A 17,223-nucleotide genomic window follows, 5' to 3' on the forward strand; every position below is an offset into this window, starting at 1 on the left:
GTATTTCTATTGACGAATCACGTCCGCGCCCGCAGGCGGCTTGAACTGGAAACCGCTCGTATTCAGGGCCGGGTTGACCTCGAACTCGCTGAAAGTCATCACCGAGCGCTGGCCGAAGCTGTCGAGAATTTCCAGCACCGCCAATTCGCTGCCCTTGGCGGTGTTCCTGAAACCGACGGTGATGTTTTGCACTTGGCCGTCCTTGGTTTTGGGGGTGGCCAGCACCCATTCGAGGCCGTTCCTGTCCGGCTGCGGCACCAGGGTGAAATCGGCCTGCAGCGCCTTGATGTCTGCCGCCGCCGCGATCACGGCCGCGGGCGTGCCGCTGAGCACCTGCGTGAGCTTGCGGGCGGTGACCTGGTTCAGGTCCACGTCGTGCAGCCACAGGGTCTGGCCGTCGGACACGATGCTTTGCTCAAATGGTTTTTTGTAGACGAACTTGAAACGGTTGGGGCGCAAAAATTCGAAGCCGCCACTGGAAGTTTTGGTCTTGGCGGTCTGCCCTTCGCGTGCCGGGCTGGTCACCACCTGGGTGAAAACGGCCCGTCCGCTTTTGGTGTTCTTGACAAAGGCCTCCAGGCTTTCCAGGCCGTTGGTAGTACTCACCTGCGCGCTGGCAGCCATGGCAAAAACGGCAAGGAGACCGGCCAGTGTGGCCCGGCATGCGCCGACCAGGGGACGGCGGGCGGTGGCGGACAATCGGAGGGAATGGGTCATGGCAAATGGAGGGGTAAGCCCCGTTGGGTGAACAGTGCTTGTGGGACTCAAGCGGAGGGCATTGGTTGCCTGAACAATGTATCGCCCCGGTAAATCCCCTGCTGTCGTCATTCGGCGCGTGCGGGCACCAGAATTTCGCGCTGCCCGCTGCCCGACATGGCGCTGATCATGCCCGATTTCTCCATCTCCTCGAGCATGCGGGCGGCCCGGTTGTAACCGATCTTGAGGTGGCGCTGCACCAGCGAAATCGAGGCCTTGCGGTTTTTCAGCACGATTTCGACCGCCTGGTCGTACATCGGGTCCTTGTCGCCCTCGCTGCCGCCGTTGCCGTCACCGAGCAGGTCGCCCTCGCCGTCCACCGTACCGCCTTCGAGCACGCCGTCGATGTAGTTGGGTTCGCCCTGCTGCTTCAGGTAGGCGACGACACGGTGCACCTCGTCGTCGCTGACAAAGGCGCCATGCACGCGGACCGGAAAACCGGTGCCGCTGGGCATGTACAGCATGTCGCCCATGCCCAGCAGCGCTTCGGCGCCCATCTGGTCGAGGATGGTGCGGCTGTCGATCTTGCTGCTGACCTGAAAGGACAGCCGCGTCGGAATGTTGGCCTTGATCAGGCCGGTGATCACGTCCACGCTGGGGCGCTGGGTGGCCAGCACGAGGTGAATGCCGGCAGCGCGCGCCTTTTGCGCCAGGCGGGCGATCAGCTCCTCGATTTTCTTGCCGACCACCATCATCAGGTCGGCCAGCTCGTCGATCACCACCACGATGTAGGGCAGGCGCTCCAGCGGCTCGGGCTGCTCGGGCGTGAGGCTGAAGGGGTTGTAGATGAACTCGCCGCGCGCCTTGGCTTCGTCGATCTTGACGTTGTAGCCGGCCAGGTTGCGCACGCCCATCTTGCTCATCAGCTTGTAGCGTTTTTCCATCTCGGCCACGCACCAGTTCAGGCCGTGCGCGGCCTGGCGCATGTCGGTGACCACGGGTGCCAGCAAATGCGGAATGCCTTCGTAGACACTCATCTCCAGCATCTTCGGATCGATCAGCAACAGGCGCACATCGCGCGCGTCGGCCTTGTAGAGCAGGCTCAGGATCATCGCGTTGATGCCGACCGACTTGCCCGAGCCGGTGGTGCCGGCCACCAGGCAGTGCGGCATCTTGGCCAGGTCGGCCACCACCGGCGCGCCGCTGATGTCCTTGCCCAGGCCAATGGTCAGCATGGACTTGGCTTCGTTGTACACCTGCGAGCCCAGAATTTCGCTGAGCTTGATGGACTGGCGTTTGGCGTTGGGCAGCTCCAGCGCCATGAAATTCTTGCCGGGAATCGTCTCGATCACGCGGATGGACACCAGGCTGAGCGCGCGCGCGAGATCCTTGGCCAGATTGACGATCTGCGCGCCCTTGACCCCGGTGGCCGGCTCGATCTCGTAACGCGTGATGACCGGGCCGGGCGCGGCCGCCACGACACGCACCTCGACACCGAAGTCCTTGAGTTTTTTCTCGATCAGCCGCGAAGTCATCTCCAGCGTTTCGGGCGCCACGGTTTCCTGGCGCGTCAAGGCGCCGTCAAGCAGGTCCACCTGCGGCAGCTTGGAGTCCGGCATTTCGCTGAACAGCGGTTTTTGCCTTTCCTTGGCCACCCGCTCGCTTTTGGGAATCTCGGCCAGTGTCGGCTCGATCAGCACCGGGACCGGGTGATGCACCTCGATCTCGATGCGTTCTTCGTGCAGGATTTCCTCGCGCTCGCGCGCTGCGACGCGGCCCACGGCCAGATCCTCGGCCATCTCGCGTTTTTCGCGGCGCGACTCGATCAGCTCGTCAATCCAGGCGCCTATGCGCTGGGCCGTGTGAGCCCAGGAAAAAGAAAACACCACCGACACCGCAATCACCCCAACCGCAATCCAGACCAGGCCGGAGCCGGTGAACCCCAGCCACTTCACGCTGGCGGGTCCTGCCAGGTAACCCAGCACCCCGCCCGCATGGCCAGGCAGCTTCAATTCAAAGCGGTACAGCCGCGACCATTCGAGCGCCGTGCTGGCCAGCAGCAGCAGCGCCAGGCAGGACCAGAACCTGACGCGGTCGAGGGCCGTGCGGGAAGCCGGCTGACTGCGCAGGCCACGTGCCAGCGAACCCAGCCAGGCGCGAACACCCGCAGCCAGCGCCCACCAGACGGAAAAACCAAACAGGAAATAGCTGGCATCGGCCAGGTGTGCGCCCAGGCGTCCGCCCCAGTTACGGGTGATGGCCTCGCCGGCCTTGAGCGCGCTGGCCGCTTCGCTGCTGCCGGTGGTGGACCAGGCCGCATCCTGCGGCGAATAGCTGATCAGCGCGCCGAGCCAGAAGACCAGCGCGAGCAGGCCCAGGATCAGGCTGACTTCATGCGCAAAGCGTTTCACGCCGCCTGCGGGACCGGTGGCGGAAGAGGTTCTGGAGTTCAGGGTATCTAGCGAATAAGTCATAGGGCAACACTGAGCTTACCTCAGTTAACCAAGCCGGCATGACGCAAAAAGGTGACAGAAAAACTGTCGTCAGCCCAGAGTGTTGAGCCTGTCCTTGACCCACATCGAGCCATCGGAGCGGGTCTCGATAAAGCCGCGCTCTTCCAGGTCCTTCATCACGCGGCTGACCATCTCGCGTGAGGCCCCGACCATTTTGGCCAGGTCCTGGCGCGAGACCTTTTCGCGGATCACGGTGTTGCCCTCGCGGTCCGGGACCGCCGACTCCAGCAAGGCCCTGGCCACGCGGCCGTAAACATCCATCAACGCCAGCGATTCAATCTTGCGGTCAGCCTGGCGCAGGCGCTGCACCAGGCCTTTCATGACGGCGTAGGCCATGGAACTGTTTTCGGGCAGGCAGCGGGCAAACTCCGGCCGCCCCACCACCAGCACGTCGGTCTGGACTTCGGTACGCACCGTGGCCGAATGCGGTTCGTTGTCGATCAGGCTCATCTCGCCCAGGTAGTCGCCGGGGTGCAGGGTTGCCAGGATCACCTCGCGCCCGCGCGCATCGGTGGTCACGACGCGCGCCCGCCCGGTCAGGATGATGGCCAGGGCGTTGGACTTCTTGCCCTGCTCGACAATGGCTTCACCACGCTTGTAGCGGCGCTTGATCACCGCCTGGGCCACCGATTCGGCCTGGCTGGTCGTCAGCATCGAGAACAGGGGCACCCGACGAATCAGTTCAAGGTTAGACACCATCGTAGACATGACAAACTTCTCCAGACCACGCCACTCAAGAATCCAAAAGCCCGCCCACACCCCGGGAAGCGGCTCCCGGCTGATGCAAACTTCAGGAACAGGTTCTTACAATAGCGTGTGTTGTGCCGACTATTTCCGCCCGCCAGGGGTTTTAAACCCTGTGGTCAGCCCCGACTCTAACTGAGTTCAAATGCTTTCCCCTACAGATTTTCACCATGCGACATTCTAAAGTTCTCATTCTGGGGTCTGGCCCCGCAGGCTATACGGCAGCTGTTTATGCGGCGCGCGCCAACCTCAACCCGGTGCTGATCACCGGCATCGCGCAGGGGGGGCAGCTGATGACCACCACGGACGTGGACAACTGGCCAGCCGATCCCATGGGCGTGCAGGGCCCGGCACTGATGCAGCGCTTCCTGGAACACGCCGAACGCTTCAAGACAGAAATCATTTTTGACCATATCAACAAGGTCGATTTCAGCCAGCGCCCCTTCACGCTGACCGGCGACAGCGGCACCTACACCTGTGACGCGCTGATCATCGCCACCGGCGCTTCCGCCAAATACCTGGGCCTGGACTCCGAAACCGCCTTCATGGGCCGGGGCGTGTCGGGTTGCGCGACCTGCGACGGCTTTTTCTACCGCGACCAGGAAGTCTGTGTGGTCGGCGGCGGCAACACGGCGGTGGAAGAGGCCCTGTACCTGTCCAACATTGCCAGCAAGGTCTATCTGGTTCACCGGCGCGACAAGTTCAAGGCCGAAGCCATCCTGATCGACAAGCTCCACGAAAAAGTGGCCGCCGGCAAGATCGTTCTGAAGCTGCACCAGACACTCGATGAGGTGCTGGGGGATGTCGCCGGCGTCAATGGCGTGCGGCTCAAGAACACGGAAACCGGTGCCACCGAAGACCTCCCCGTTCAGGGCTGCTTCATCGCCATCGGCCACCAGCCGAACACTGACATTTTTGCCGGCCAGCTGGACATGAAGGACGGCTACATCGTCACCCGATCCGGCTTGCAGGGTTTTGCCACCATGACCAGCGTGCCCGGCGTCTTTGCCGCCGGCGACGTGCAGGACCACGTCTATCGCCAGGCCATCACGAGTGCGGGCACCGGCTGCATGGCAGCCCTCGACGCCCAGCGTTTTCTGGAACAGAGCAGCTGACCAGGCGCCCGCAAGGGCTGATGTTGCCTCGGGCAATCCGACGAGGAATGGCCATTATTCCCATCCTCGCCAGATCAGTTGGGAGGAATTGGTTTTCAGGCTATAATCGCAGGCTTGGCTGAGTATCCGACGGGTGCCAGCATCCCTTTTTTTCTTTTTTTATACGGAGAGTGCTCATGGCACGCGTCTGTCAGGTTACGGGCAAAGGCCCGATGGTGGGAAACAACGTTTCTCACGCGAACAACAAAACCAAGCGTCGGTTTTTGCCTAATCTGCAATACCGCCGTTTCTGGGTCGAGACGGAAAACCGCTGGGTGCGTCTGCGCACGTCCAGCGCTGGTTTGCGCCTTGTTGACAAGCTCGGCATCGACGCGGTCCTGGTGGACCTTCGTGCCCGCGGTGAAATCTAAGGAGAATCATCATGGCAAAAGGCGCACGCGAAAAAATCAAGCTGGAATCGACTGCCGGCACGGGTCACTTCTACACGACCACCAAAAACAAGAAGACCACACCTGACAAGATGCTGATCATGAAGTTTGATCCCAAGGCACGCAAACATGTGGAATACAAGGAAATCAAGCTGAAGTAATTCGGCCTGAACCTGCAGCACCCTGTGCTGCACCATGAAAAAACCCGCTGCATCCCAGCGGGTTTTTTCATGCGTGTGCCAGTTTGCCATGGCGCGGCCATGGACCATGGTCAGGATCCGCAGGCTTCGGCATGGCCTCCGCTTGGTGTCACAAGACTGCCCAGCAGCCAGATGCAACCACCCCGAAGGGTCCATGATCGCCAACCCTTGCCCGTGTCGGCTGGCGGTACCTTGCACCCAAAGAAAAACCGCCTGGGCGCAAGGCACCGAGGCGGTTGACAGCGCGGGAGGCAAGCCCCCGACGATGGAGTATCAGGCGCGGGCGGCGCGCAACTTCATCGAGAACTCCTGCAAGGCGGCAATGCCGCTTTCTTCAGCACGGCGACACCAAGCCTGCAGATCGGCGGCCAGCTGCTCGCGCGACGCCGACCTCGAGAGCCACATCTGGCGCAACTCTTCGCGCATGGTGACCATCTTGTCGAGCACCGGGTGCTCGGCACGGGCCTGCGCCACTTGAGGTTTCGCCGCGGCAGGAACCTTGTCATCGTCACGATGCAACCAGCGGTTGGCCGCCTGCAGGACCGAGATGTCGGCCTTGCGGGCCTTGAGCGCCTCGATTTCAACCTTGCCGGCACGACGCAGTTCACGCGCAAAACCGGCCATCACCTCGTAGCGGTGGGCAATCAGGGCTTCGAGGGTTTTCTCGTCGGCCACAGGCTGGATGTCGCCGAGCTGAAGCCGGGGCGGCACCTTCTTGACAGTCGCGAGACCTACTTTCTCCATGGCGCGGATGTACACCCAGCCAATGTCGAACTCATAGGGCTTGACCGAGAATTTGGCCGAGGTGGGGTAGGTGTGGTGGTTGTTGTGCAGCTCTTCGCCGCCGATGATGATGCCCCAAGGCGAAACATTGGTGCTGGCATCCGGTGCCTCGAAGTTGCGGTAACCCCAGTAGTGGCCAATGCCATTGATGATGCCGGCGGCAGTGACGGGAATCCAGATCATCTGGACAGCCCACACCGCCAGGCCGGCTGCACCGAACAAAGCCAGGTTGATGACCAGCATCAGACCAACGCCCTGCCAGCTGTAACGGGTGTAGAGATTGCGCTCGATCCAGTCATTCGGCGTGCCATGGCCGTACTTGACCATGGTTTCCTTGTTCTTGCTTTCAGCGCGGTACAGCTCAGCACCTTCCCAGAACACCTTCTTGATGCCGTAGGCCTGCGGGCTGTGCGGGTCTTCCGACGTTTCGCATTTGGCGTGGTGCTTGCGGTGGATGGAGACCCATTCCTTGGTGACCTGGCCGGTGCCGAGCCAGAGCCAGAAACGGAAAAAGTGCGAGGGGATGGCGTGCAGGTCCATCGCGCGGTGCGCCTGGTGGCGGTGCAGATAAATCGTCACGCTGGCGATGGTGATGTGGGTCGTCACCAGGGTGTACAGCACAATTTGCCACCAGCTGGCGGCGAGCAAACCATTTGCCAGCCAGTCAAGGGCGGCATCAAACAAGACCATGAGAATCCTTTAAACAGTCACCAGCCACGCATACCAAAGTTATCTCCGGAGGCTGTGCCGGACAACTTTCCATTGTAATTGGGACCGTGCGAAACAGCAAATCGGAGCACCAATACCAAAACCGGTAGAAAACGAACAAAATCAACGATAAGCAGGAAACCTCGGCTTACTCACCGTCTTTTCCCGCTAAAAACATTAAGCCTTTTGCCAGACGGCGGCAAAAAAACCGTCCGTCTGATGCAGGTAAGGCCAGAGCCGCAGATAAGGACCGCGGCACAGTGTTTCAGCCTTTTCCACCCCTAGATGGGTCAACAAGGGCCCGGTTTCAAGGACTGTGAATTCTTTATTCGCAGCGCTGAAGGCCTCGGCGATCGCCTCGTTTTCCTCGCGCAGGATGCTGCAGGTGGCATAAACCAGCCGTCCACCCGGCTTGAGCAGCCTGGCGGCGCTTTGCAGGATGGCGGTCTGCTTGGCGGTCAGCTCCTCGATGGCCTGGGGGTTGTGCCGCCATTTCAGGTCAGGGTTGCGGCGCAGGGTTCCCAGGCCCGAACACGGCGCATCGACCAGCACCCGGTCAATCTTGCCGGCCAGGCGCTTGATGCGCTCGTCCCGCTCATGCGCGATCGCGACCGGGTGGACATTGGACAGACCGCTGCGAGCCAGCCGCGGCTTGAGCGCATCGAGCCGGTGGCCCGAGGTGTCAAAGGCGTAGAGCCGGCCGGTGTTGCGCATGCTGGCACCCAGGGCCAGCGTCTTGCCGCCAGCACCGGCACAGAAGTCCACCACCATTTCCCCGCGTTTGGCGTCAACCAGCAAGGCCAGCAGCTGCGAGCCCTCGTCCTGCACCTCGATCGCGCCGCGGGTGAAGGCGTCGAGCTTGTTGAGCGCCGGTTTGCCGGTCAGCCGCAGGCCCCAGGGGGAATACGGCGTGGCGACGGCCTTGATGCCGGCCTTGGCCAGCTCCTTCTGGATGTCTGCCCGTTTGTCTTTCAGGGTGTTGACCCGCAGGTCCAGCCCGGCCGGCGCATTGAGGCTTTCCACCAGCGGCCAGAAGTCGGCCCCGAGCTGGGCCTTGAGCGGCTCGACCAGCCACGCCGGCAGGTTGTGCCGGTGCGGCTCCATCAGGTCGTCCGGTTTGACCTGGTCGCAGCGCGCCAGCCAGTCTTTTTCCTGGTCCGTCAGGGCGCCCAGCAGGAAATCGCGGTCCGCCGCAAAACCCAGAATGGCCAGGCGTCGTTCGGTCGGGCCGCTGCCGTGCTGGGCCAGGTAGGTGTAGAGATTCTTTTTGCGCAGGACGCCGTAAATCGTCTCGGCCACGGTCGCGCGCTCGCGCGGGCCGAGGCGCTGCTCGCGGAAATGGCGCGACACCACCATGTCGGCGGGGTGTTCAAATCTGAGGACCTGCTTGAGAAGCGTGGCACAACTGTCGAGTAAGGCGTTAGGATGCATGCCCCTATTGTCCCACCGCAGGCCCGCGGCGTGCCTTTTTGCATCTGGATGACCATGTCTGACGACCTTCCCCCGCTGATCACCACCCCGCCCGGCCTCTACCGCCATTACAAGGGCATGTTGTATGAAGTGGTGGGCACCGTGCGCCACAGCGAAACCCTCGAACCCCTGACCCTGTACCGCGCGCTGTACGGCGAACACGGCCTGTGGGTGCGACCGGCTGCGATGTTCAATGAAGAGGTGGTGATCGACGGCGTTCGCCAGCCGCGCTTTGCCAGGCAGGCCAGCTAGCCCGGGCTTTCCACCGTCAACGATAATCGTGGGTTATGTCCGAATCCACCGAAATCGAAAAACAGGTCAAGCGCCGCCGCACGTTTGCCATCATCTCCCACCCTGACGCCGGCAAGACCACGCTGACGGAAAAGCTGCTGCTGTTCTCGGGCGCGATCCAGATCGCCGGCAGTGTCAAGGCGCGCAAGGCAGCACGCCACGCCACCTCGGACTGGATGGAGATCGAAAAGCAGCGCGGTATCTCGGTGGCTTCCTCGGTCATGCAGATGGAATACCGCGACTGCGTGATCAACCTGCTCGACACCCCCGGCCACCAAGACTTCTCGGAAGACACCTACCGCGTGCTGACCGCCGTGGATGCGGCTCTGATGGTGATCGACGCAGCCAACGGCGTCGAGCCGCAGACACGCCGCCTGCTGCAGGTCTGCCGCGCGCGCAACACCCCCATCCTGACCTTTGTCAACAAGATGGACCGCGAGGTGCAGGACCCGATGAGCGTGATGGACGAGATCGAGCAGGAGCTCGGCATGACGGTCGTGCCTTTCACCTGGCCGGTCGGCATGGGCAAGCTGTTCCACGGCGTCTACGACCGGCGCGAAAAACGCATGCGCGTCTTCAGCCCCGGCGAGGACAAGGCCGGCGGCGACGATGAAATCCTGGCCGGCCTGGACAACACCGAAGCGCAACGGCGTTTCGGTGCCGAGTTCACCCAGGCGCAAGGCGAACTGGAGCTGCTCGAAGGCGCCTCGCCGGAGTTTGACCGCGCCGCCTTTCTCTCCGGCAAGCAGACGCCGATGTTTTTCGGCTCGGCCATCAACAACTTCGGCGTGCAGGAAGTGCTGGACGCGCTGGTGGACCTGGCACCGGCGCCGGCCGACCGCACCGCGCTGCAGCGCGTGGTGCACCCGGAGGAAAAGAAATTTTCCGGCGTGGTTTTCAAGATCCAGGCCAACATGGACCCGGCGCACCGCGACCGCATCGCCTTTTTGCGCGTGGCCAGCGGCGAATTCACCCGCGGCATGCGCCTGAAGGTGGTGCGCAGCGGCAAGGAAATCCGGCCCAACACCGTGGTGAGTTTCATGAGCCAGCGCCGCGAGCTGCTGGACACCGCCTTTGCCGGCGACATCATCGGCATCCCCAACCACGGCATCCTGCAGCTCGGCGACACGCTCACCGAAGGCGAGGCGCTGCAGTTCACCGGTCTGCCCTTCTTCGCGCCGGAAATGTTCCGCGCGGTCGAGGTCGCCGACCCGCTGCGCAGCAAGCAACTGCGCGCCGGCCTCACGCAGCTCGGTGAAGAAGGCGCGATCCAGGTGTTCCGGCCGATTGCCGGCTCCCTGCTGCTGCTGGGCGCCGTCGGACAGCTGCAGTTTGAAGTGGTCGCCCACCGGCTCGAGCACGAATACGGCGTCAAGGCGCGCATCATGCCGAGCAACTTCAATCTGGCGCGCTGGGTCACCTGCGACGACCCAAACGAGCTGAAGAAATTCATCGACGCCAATGCCCACCGTGTGGCGCTCGACGCGGTGGACGCGCCCACGCTGCTGGTGGACCACAGCGCCACCCTGCGCGCGGTCGAGCAGCAGTGGCCCAAGATCAAGTTCCATGCACTGCGTGAACACGCGGGCCTGGTCTTCCAGTCAAAAATCTAGTCTTTTCGGCCTCCGGCCCAACAGGGACGGGCGCAAGCAGCTATTAATTCAATAGCGATTGCGCCCTGCCCCGTCACTGCGCCCTGAGGAAATCGCCGACTTCCAGCAGGATCAGCTCGTTGTCGTCAGCCTTGTTCGGCTCGCGGCTGCTGGAAAACGGCAGGTTGTTGTCGTTGCCCACGATGATGTGTGTGGCATCGACCACATCCACGTTCTCGATCGTGAAGAAGGGGAAGGTCAGCACGCCGTTGTTCAGCGGCTTGCGCGCCAGCCTGGCCGGGTCGGCAATCGCCATCAGGTCGATGTAGCCGATCTTGCGCAGCGCGCCGCCGACGTTGGCCTCGCTGAGCTCGACCTTGTAGACCCGCTTGAATTTGGCCAGGTCGTGGAAGCAGGTGCTGCTTTTCTGGCCTTCGGGGCAGGCCTTGTCGGCCGTGCCTTCGCCGTTGTCGCGCTCGATGATCAGGCCGGTCGTGCCGTCTATCATGTTGAAGTCGCCGATCGCGTGGCTGGCGCCTTCCAGCACGTACTTCCAGTGGCGGCCGGTCCACGACTCGCTTTTGACATCGAACTCGAGCACGCGCAGGTAGTCCTTGCCGTCGAGCTTTTCATTGCCCTTGGTGGACGCATCCCACAAGGCGCCTTCCAGCAGGGCATACAGCTTGCTGCCGTCCTTCGAGGCGGCCATGCCTTCATAACCCTTGGAGCGGCGTACCTGGAAATCCACCGCGCCGCCGGGCACGCCCGGCGTGGTCACCGCGGGGTGGTCGGGCGAACGCACCAGCTTGCCGTCCACCTGGGTTTCAAATACCGCCAGCACCTTGCCCTTCATGTCGGCCTTGATCAGGAAGGGACCGAACTCGTCACCGATCCACAAGGCGCCGCCGGCGATCTGGAAACTTTCGGTGTCGAAATCACTGCCGGTCAGGTAGCGCTGTTTCGTGCCTTCATGGACGATGCGAAACGGCACCTTTTTGTCCGGGTCGTTCAGGAAAATCGTTTCCAGCCGCTTCATGCCACCGCCCTTGAAGTCCACTGCGTAGCGGTTCAGGTAGAGCATGGAGTCGGGCGAGTTGGCCTTGGCACCGGAGCCGTTGTCGGTGAGGATCCAGAAGCTGCCGTCGGGCATTTTCTTGATGCCGGAGTGGCCTTGCAGCGGCTGTCCCCTGAACGGCAGCGAGACGCCGGTGGGTCGGCCGGCCGACCGGCCCTCGACCGTGCCCAGGGCCTCGACGCGCTTTCCGGTGGTGAATTTACCGGCATTTTTCAGGTCCTGCGGCGCGTCTTTCGGTGCGGCAATGAACGACTGCGCGGGCATGACCACATGGCCGGCCAGGGTGGCCGGAAAGGCGGTCTGCGCATGCAGCGGTGTGGCCAGCAGCGAGGCGGCCAGCGTGGGCAGAACCGACTGGATCACCAGGCGAAGGATTGGGGTAAAGCGGAAAGAAGGCATGGAACATCCGTTGTTGAAGAAAGACGCATGGTGGTCAATTCTTGTGACATCGTGATGACCAGGCGGTCCGCGGCCGGACCCAGGGACTCAGGCAATGGGTTATGCAATAAGCTATGCAAATGTACGGAAAGGCCAGTTGGCGCATTTTTTTTCTGGTGCTGCTGGGCCTGGTGCTGCGGGCAGGCCACACGCAGGACTTCGGCCGCCTTTACAGCGACAGCGTCACCATCACGCTGGCCGAACCACTGCGGTGGGTGGCGGTACCCAAAGGCACGGTCGCCTCGCCTGAGGCCTTCACCGCCGCCGGGCCCTGGGGCTTGCAGCCCTACACCGACAACACGGTCCTGCCCACCTCCGACGGACAGGACGTCTGGGCCAGCTTCTCGCTGCCGGCCACCGAAACCCTGCAAACCTGGTTCATCCGTTTGCCGGGCCAGAAGATCGTCAAGGCCAGCCTTTTTTCGCGCGGTCCCCGGGGCGACTGGCTCGTGCAGGCGGCCGGCGAGGCGATTGCACCGGCCGACTGGTCATTGCGCACCCGCGTACCAAGTTTTGAATTGCAGACCCGCACCGACCGCGTGCAGACCTACTACCTGCGCTTCGAGAACAACCGGGCCCTCACGGGGCGGCCCATGCTGCTGTCTCCCATCGAGTATGTCGACGGCGCCTCCCGGGTCGGCGTGGTGATTGGCCTGATGTGGGGCATGTTCAGCGTGCTGGCAGCGCTGAGCCTGGCCGCGTTCTCCATGGCACGCAACCGGGTGTTCTTGTGGTTTGGCGCTGTGGTGGTGACGCTGATGTTCACGCAGCTGGTGCTGATCGGTTATGGCAGCTGGCGCATCTGGCCAGGCAGTGCGCACCTCAACCAGGTCATGGGCTGGGTCTCGTCGGCGCTGAGCATGGCCGCCGGGGCCTGGTTCTGCGCCCAGGCCAGTTACGCCCGAAGCAGCCATCCGCGCATTTACCGGCTGCTGGCTGCCGTCGCAGTAGGCAGCCTGCTGATGGCCGGCCTGACGGCCATCGACCGGGAGGTGATCCCGCGTGACCTCCGCAACCTGTGGCTGGCGCTGGCCACGCTGGCGATCCTGGGCAGCCTGGTATGGATGTCCCTGCGCGGACAGGCGTGGAACCTGCTGCTGCTGCTGGGAACGGCACCCATCGCAGTGGCCGTGCTGGCCCGACTGTCCTACAACGCGGGCTGGGTGCACAACATCGAGGCGGCACAGGCGGCCGGGGTGCTGTCCGCCATGGTTGGCCTGCTCTGGATCTTCCTGGTGCTGGCATGGCGCAGCCGGGCGGCCCTGTTTTCCAATCACCGCGGCGTCGCCCTGGCGACCTATGACCCGGCCAGCGGACTGATGCTGCCCCGGGTCATCGAACCCAGGCTTGAACAAATGCTGCTGCGCGCAGGTCGCAAGCGCTCGGAATGCGGCCTGCTGATGCTGAGCTGGCTGGATCAGGCGCCCAGCCCCGACGAGCTGAGCGACCACAAGCGCAGCACCGCGCTGTCGCGCATCGGCGAGATCCTGCGCCGGGCCGCGCGGGACATGGACACCGTGGTTCGTTGCGACGAGAACCTCTTTCTGATGCTCGTCGAAGGCCCGGTCAACCGCGAGGCTGTCTCCGAGGTTGCCACCAAGATCCTGGCGGATTGCATCCGCCTGTCCGAAAAACTGGACGATCCCAACGCGTTCAACCTGCATATCGCCATCTGGCATGACACGCCTCGCAAACAGACCCACCAGCAAGTCCTGGGAAGCCTGAAAACCTGCCTGCGCCGGATGGCCTCAGGGCCGAAGCGCTACGTTCAGTTTGTCGATTTCGCGGGTGGCCCTGCGAGCATTCCGCCGGAAGAAAGCACCCGCCGCGAAGACCTGCTGGCCAAGATCAATGCGATCGAAACATCCCATCCGGCACTGAACGACCAGCAGCTTTCCCGCCTTCACGGCGCGGGCAGCGGCAAGGCGGTTTTGTAGCGCACCTGCTTGAGCGCAAAACTCGAGCGTATTTTTTCGATGCCCGGAATCGGCGTGAGCTGCTCGAGGATGAATTTTTCGAGCGCCGCGATGTCGGCCACGGCCACACGGATCAGGTAGTCGCTGTCACCGGTCATCAGGTAACACTCCATAACCTCGTCGTGCTCGGCAATACGCTGCTCGAACTCGGCCAGCGAGTCCTTGTTTTGCGAGCGCAGGCTGATGGAAATGAACACGCTCAGGCCCAGCCCCAGCGCCGCCGCATTGGCGATCGCCACATAACGGTCGATCACCCTGGCCGCCTCCAGCGCCTTGACACGGGCCAGGCAGGGGGACGGGCTCAGATGCACGCGCCTGGCCAGCTCCACGTTGGACAGCGAGCCGTCGCGTTGCAGCTCGTCAAGTATCCGTAAATCCAGTGCATCCAGCTTCATGGCGCTTCATCTCTCCAATTTGAAGCATTTTATGCCGTCGAAAACACTTTTGGCGACGTCTTTCGACAGCTCATGTGGACCCGATCGGCCTATATTGGAGGCATGAATGCATCCGTCCCCCTCCACGCCCTGCAGCAGGCTGACATGTCCACACCCGATCCCGATCCTCAGGAAACCGCTGAATGGCGCGAAGCTTTCATGGCGCTGGCAGCGTCGCAGGGCGCGTCCCGGGCGCGGTACCTGCTCGATGAACTGGCGCGGCTGGCACGCGAGCAACGCGTGGGCTGGAAGCCGGAACTTGCCACGCCTTATGTCAACACCGTAGGCGTCAACGAACAGCCGGTCTTTCCGGGCGACCTGGCGATGGAAGAACGGCTGGCCTCGTTGATGCGCTGGAACGCGCTGGCCATGGTGGTGCGCGCCAACCAGGCCGAATCGGGCGGCTCGGCCGAACTCGGTGGCCACATCGCCAGTTACGCGAGCGCGGCCGACCTGTTTGAAACCGGCTTCAACCATTTCTTTCATGCACGTGAAGGCCTTGGCCAAATCGACGGTGTTAACCAGCACCGCGGCGACCTGGTGTTTTTTCAGCCGCACAGCGCGCCCGGCGTCTATGCCCGCGCCTACCTCGAAGGCCGGCTGAACGAGAAGGATCTGGGGTTTTACAGGCAGGAACTCTCGGCGGCGAAGCAAGGCGCCCAGGGACTGTCGAGTTATCCGCACCCTTATTTGATGCCGGACTTCTGGCAGTTCCCGACCGGCTCCATGGGGATCGGCCCGATCAGCTCGATTTACCACGCGCGTTTCATGCATTACCTGACACACCGGCGCCTGCTCGACTGCACCGGACGAAAAGTGTGGGGCGTGTTCGGCGACGGCGAGATGGACGAGCCCGAGTCGATGAGCGCGCTGACGCTGGCCGCTCGCGAAGGGCTGGACAACCTGGTCTGGGTCGTCAACTGCAACCTGCAGCGCCTAGACGGCCCGGTGCGCGGTAACGGCCGCATCATCGACGAGCTTGAAAAACTGTTTGCCGGCGCCGGCTGGAACGTCATCAAGCTGGTCTGGGGCAGCGACTGGGACGGCCTCTTCGCACGCGACATCACCGGCGCGCTGACGCAGGCCTTCGCGCACACGGTGGACGGCCAGATGCAGACCTTCGCCGCCAAGGATGGCCGCTTCAACCGTGACAACTTCTTCGGCCAGAACGAAGAGCTCGCGCGACTGGCGCAGGGCATGACCGACGAGCAGATCGACCGGCTCAAGCGCGGCGGCCACGACCTGGTAAAAATCCACGCGGCTTATGCGGCTGCGGCCAACCACACCGGCCAGCCCACCGTGATCCTGGCGCACACCAAAAAAGGCTACGGCATGGGCAGCGCCGGCCAGGGCAAGATGACCACGCATTCGCAGAAAAAATTTGACGAAAGCGATCTGCTCGAATTCCGCAACCGCTTCAACCTGCCGCTCAGCGACGAACAGGCCAGACAACTGGCGTTTTACAAGCCGGCCGCAGACAGCCCGGAAATGTTGTACCTGCATGCCAGGCGCGCCGCGCTCGGCGGCTATCTGCCCAAGCGCGAAACCAGCGCCGACACGGTCACGGTCCCTGCCATGCCGGTGTACGCCAACTTTGCGCTGGCCGCCGACGGCAAGGAAATGAGCACCACCATGGCTTTTGTGCGCATGCTGGGCGGGCTGCTGAAAGACGCATCACTCGGCCCACGCATCGTGCCCATCGTCGCCGACGAGGCGCGCACCTTCGGCATGGCCAATCTGTTCAAGCAGGTCGGCATATATTCGAGCGTGGGCCAGAAATACGCGCCGGAAGACATTGGCTCGGTGCTCAGCTACCGCGAGGCGCTCGACGGCCAGATTCTCGAGGAAGGCATCAGCGAAGCCGGCGCACTGGCGAGCTGGACGGCGGCCGCCACCAGCTACAGCGTGCACGCTCTGGCGATGCTGCCCTTCTACATTTATTACTCGATGTTCGGCTTCCAGCGCGTCGGCGACCAGATCTGGGCCGCCGCCGACCAGCGTGCCCGCGGCTTCCTGCTGGGCGCCACCTCGGGCCGCACCACGCTGGGTGGCGAAGGTCTGCAACACCAGGACGGCTCCAGCCACCTGGTGGCCGCGACGATTCCCAACTGCAAGGCCTACGACCCGGCCTTTGCCTGCGAGCTGGCCGTCATCCTCGACCGCGGCATGCAGAACATGATGGTGGAGCAGCAGGATGTGTTTTATTACGTCACGCTGATGAACGAGAACTACGCCCAGCCCGATCTGCGGCCCGGGTCGGAAGCCGACATTGTTCGCGGTTGCTATAAATTCAATAGCTACTCTCGCACACCGGACAGGGGCCAGAGCCCTAAAACACTCAAGAAAATTACACTGACGGGCTCCGGCGCGATTTTGACCGAGGTGATCAAGGCCGCGCAGCAGCTGGCCGAGCGCGGCATGGAGGTGACGGTGTACAGCGTGACCAGTTGGAGCGAACTCGCGCGTGACGGCGCGGCCTGCCAGCAGCGCGCGCTGGCGGGCGAATCCATGGCGGAAGCTTTCATCACGCAACAGCTGGAGGACAGCGAAGGCCCCATCATCGCCGCCACTGACTATGTACGCGCCGTGCCCGAAAGCATCCGTGCCTTCCTGCCGGCCGGCCGCAGCTACCTGACGCTGGGCACAGACGGTTTCGGCCGCAGCGACACGCGTGCGGCACTGCGCAGCTTTTTCGGGGTCGATGCGTCAAGCATCGTCCAGGCGGCGCTGCACCAGTTGAAGGCGGGCTGAAACACCGCC

14 protein-coding genes are annotated in these 17,223 nt (G+C 62.9%); 7 read left to right on the forward strand and 7 right to left on the reverse strand.

Translation table 11 applies throughout. The annotated features are described in order from the left end of the window. Nucleotides 1-6: 6 nt before the first annotated feature. From lolA to AAG813_RS06880, 3 genes are all read right to left on the reverse strand, one after another. Nucleotides 7-624, reverse strand: coding sequence for an outer membrane lipoprotein chaperone LolA (gene lolA / locus AAG813_RS06870; RefSeq protein WP_341913258.1), 618 nt, complete (start codon nucleotides 622-624; stop codon nucleotides 7-9). Nucleotides 625-824: 200 nt separating this feature from the next. Next, nucleotides 825-3,170 (reverse strand): DNA translocase FtsK 4TM domain-containing protein, encoded by a 2,346-nt coding sequence (locus AAG813_RS06875; RefSeq protein ID WP_341913197.1) that lies wholly within the window; start codon nucleotides 3,168-3,170, stop codon nucleotides 825-827. 69 nt (nucleotides 3,171-3,239) lie between these two features. After that, the gene (locus tag AAG813_RS06880) at nucleotides 3,240-3,917 is read right to left on the reverse strand and encodes a Crp/Fnr family transcriptional regulator (RefSeq protein ID WP_341913199.1); all 678 of its coding nucleotides are present in this window, start codon (nucleotides 3,915-3,917) and stop codon (nucleotides 3,240-3,242) included. A 197-nt stretch (nucleotides 3,918-4,114) separates the two neighbouring features. Here AAG813_RS06880 and trxB point away from each other — a divergent pair, with 197 nt between their 5' ends. The 3 genes from trxB (at nucleotide 4,115) to rpmG (ending at nucleotide 5,657) form a co-directional block, all read left to right on the forward strand. Next, nucleotides 4,115-5,068, forward strand: coding sequence for a thioredoxin-disulfide reductase (gene trxB, locus AAG813_RS06885; RefSeq protein ID WP_341913260.1), 954 nt, complete (start codon nucleotides 4,115-4,117; stop codon nucleotides 5,066-5,068). Between the two features lie 176 nt (nucleotides 5,069-5,244). Further along, entirely contained in the window at nucleotides 5,245-5,478 is a 234-nt protein-coding gene (gene rpmB / locus AAG813_RS06890; protein WP_096666509.1) for a 50S ribosomal protein L28, read from the forward strand. A gap of 11 nt (nucleotides 5,479-5,489) precedes the next feature. Continuing rightward, a complete protein-coding gene (gene rpmG / locus AAG813_RS06895; RefSeq protein ID WP_007863188.1) occupies nucleotides 5,490-5,657 on the forward strand; it encodes a 50S ribosomal protein L33 in 168 nt (55 codons plus the stop codon). 312 nt (nucleotides 5,658-5,969) lie between these two features. On the opposite strand, the gene AAG813_RS06900 is transcribed toward rpmG, so the two are convergent. Together AAG813_RS06900 and AAG813_RS06905 are read right to left on the reverse strand one after the other, a co-directional pair. Further along, nucleotides 5,970-7,169, reverse strand: coding sequence for a fatty acid desaturase (locus AAG813_RS06900; RefSeq protein WP_341913203.1), 1,200 nt, complete (start codon nucleotides 7,167-7,169; stop codon nucleotides 5,970-5,972). Nucleotides 7,170-7,364: 195 nt separating this feature from the next. Beyond that, the gene (locus AAG813_RS06905; protein ID WP_341913205.1) at nucleotides 7,365-8,618 is read right to left on the reverse strand and encodes an RsmB/NOP family class I SAM-dependent RNA methyltransferase; all 1,254 of its coding nucleotides are present in this window, start codon (nucleotides 8,616-8,618) and stop codon (nucleotides 7,365-7,367) included. A 48-nt stretch (nucleotides 8,619-8,666) separates the two neighbouring features. Here AAG813_RS06905 and AAG813_RS06910 point away from each other — a divergent pair, with 48 nt between their 5' ends. Both AAG813_RS06910 and AAG813_RS06915 read left to right on the forward strand, forming a co-directional pair. Continuing rightward, nucleotides 8,667-8,909, forward strand: coding sequence for a DUF1653 domain-containing protein (locus AAG813_RS06910; RefSeq protein ID WP_293595420.1), 243 nt, complete (start codon nucleotides 8,667-8,669; stop codon nucleotides 8,907-8,909). Between the two features lie 35 nt (nucleotides 8,910-8,944). Next, complete coding sequence (locus AAG813_RS06915; RefSeq protein WP_341913207.1) at nucleotides 8,945-10,561, forward strand: peptide chain release factor 3; 1,617 nt, start codon at nucleotides 8,945-8,947, stop codon at nucleotides 10,559-10,561. A 73-nt stretch (nucleotides 10,562-10,634) separates the two neighbouring features. On the opposite strand, the gene AAG813_RS06920 is transcribed toward AAG813_RS06915, so the two are convergent. Beyond that, nucleotides 10,635-12,014, reverse strand: coding sequence for an esterase-like activity of phytase family protein (locus AAG813_RS06920; RefSeq protein WP_341913209.1), 1,380 nt, complete (start codon nucleotides 12,012-12,014; stop codon nucleotides 10,635-10,637). Nucleotides 12,015-12,127: 113 nt separating this feature from the next. Here AAG813_RS06920 and AAG813_RS06925 point away from each other — a divergent pair, with 113 nt between their 5' ends. After that, nucleotides 12,128-13,990 carry a 7TM diverse intracellular signaling domain-containing protein gene (locus tag AAG813_RS06925; RefSeq protein WP_341913212.1) on the forward strand — a complete coding sequence of 621 codons (1,863 nt, stop codon included), beginning with the start codon at nucleotides 12,128-12,130 and terminating at the stop codon, nucleotides 13,988-13,990. Here the strand turns inward: AAG813_RS06925 and AAG813_RS06930 are convergent. Next, nucleotides 13,957-14,424, reverse strand: coding sequence for an Lrp/AsnC family transcriptional regulator (locus AAG813_RS06930; RefSeq protein ID WP_341913214.1), 468 nt, complete (start codon nucleotides 14,422-14,424; stop codon nucleotides 13,957-13,959). The two genes, AAG813_RS06925 and AAG813_RS06930, sit on opposite strands and share 34 nt — an antisense overlap. Nucleotides 14,425-14,526: 102 nt before the next feature. Here AAG813_RS06930 and mdeB point away from each other — a divergent pair, with 102 nt between their 5' ends. Continuing rightward, nucleotides 14,527-17,214 (forward strand): alpha-ketoglutarate dehydrogenase, encoded by a 2,688-nt coding sequence (gene mdeB / locus AAG813_RS06935; RefSeq protein WP_341913216.1) that lies wholly within the window; start codon nucleotides 14,527-14,529, stop codon nucleotides 17,212-17,214. Nucleotides 17,215-17,223: the final 9 nt, after the last annotated feature.

The sequence above is a fragment of the Polaromonas sp. YR568 genome (assembly GCF_943371715.1).
GTDB lineage: Bacteria > Pseudomonadota > Gammaproteobacteria > Burkholderiales > Burkholderiaceae_C > Polaromonas.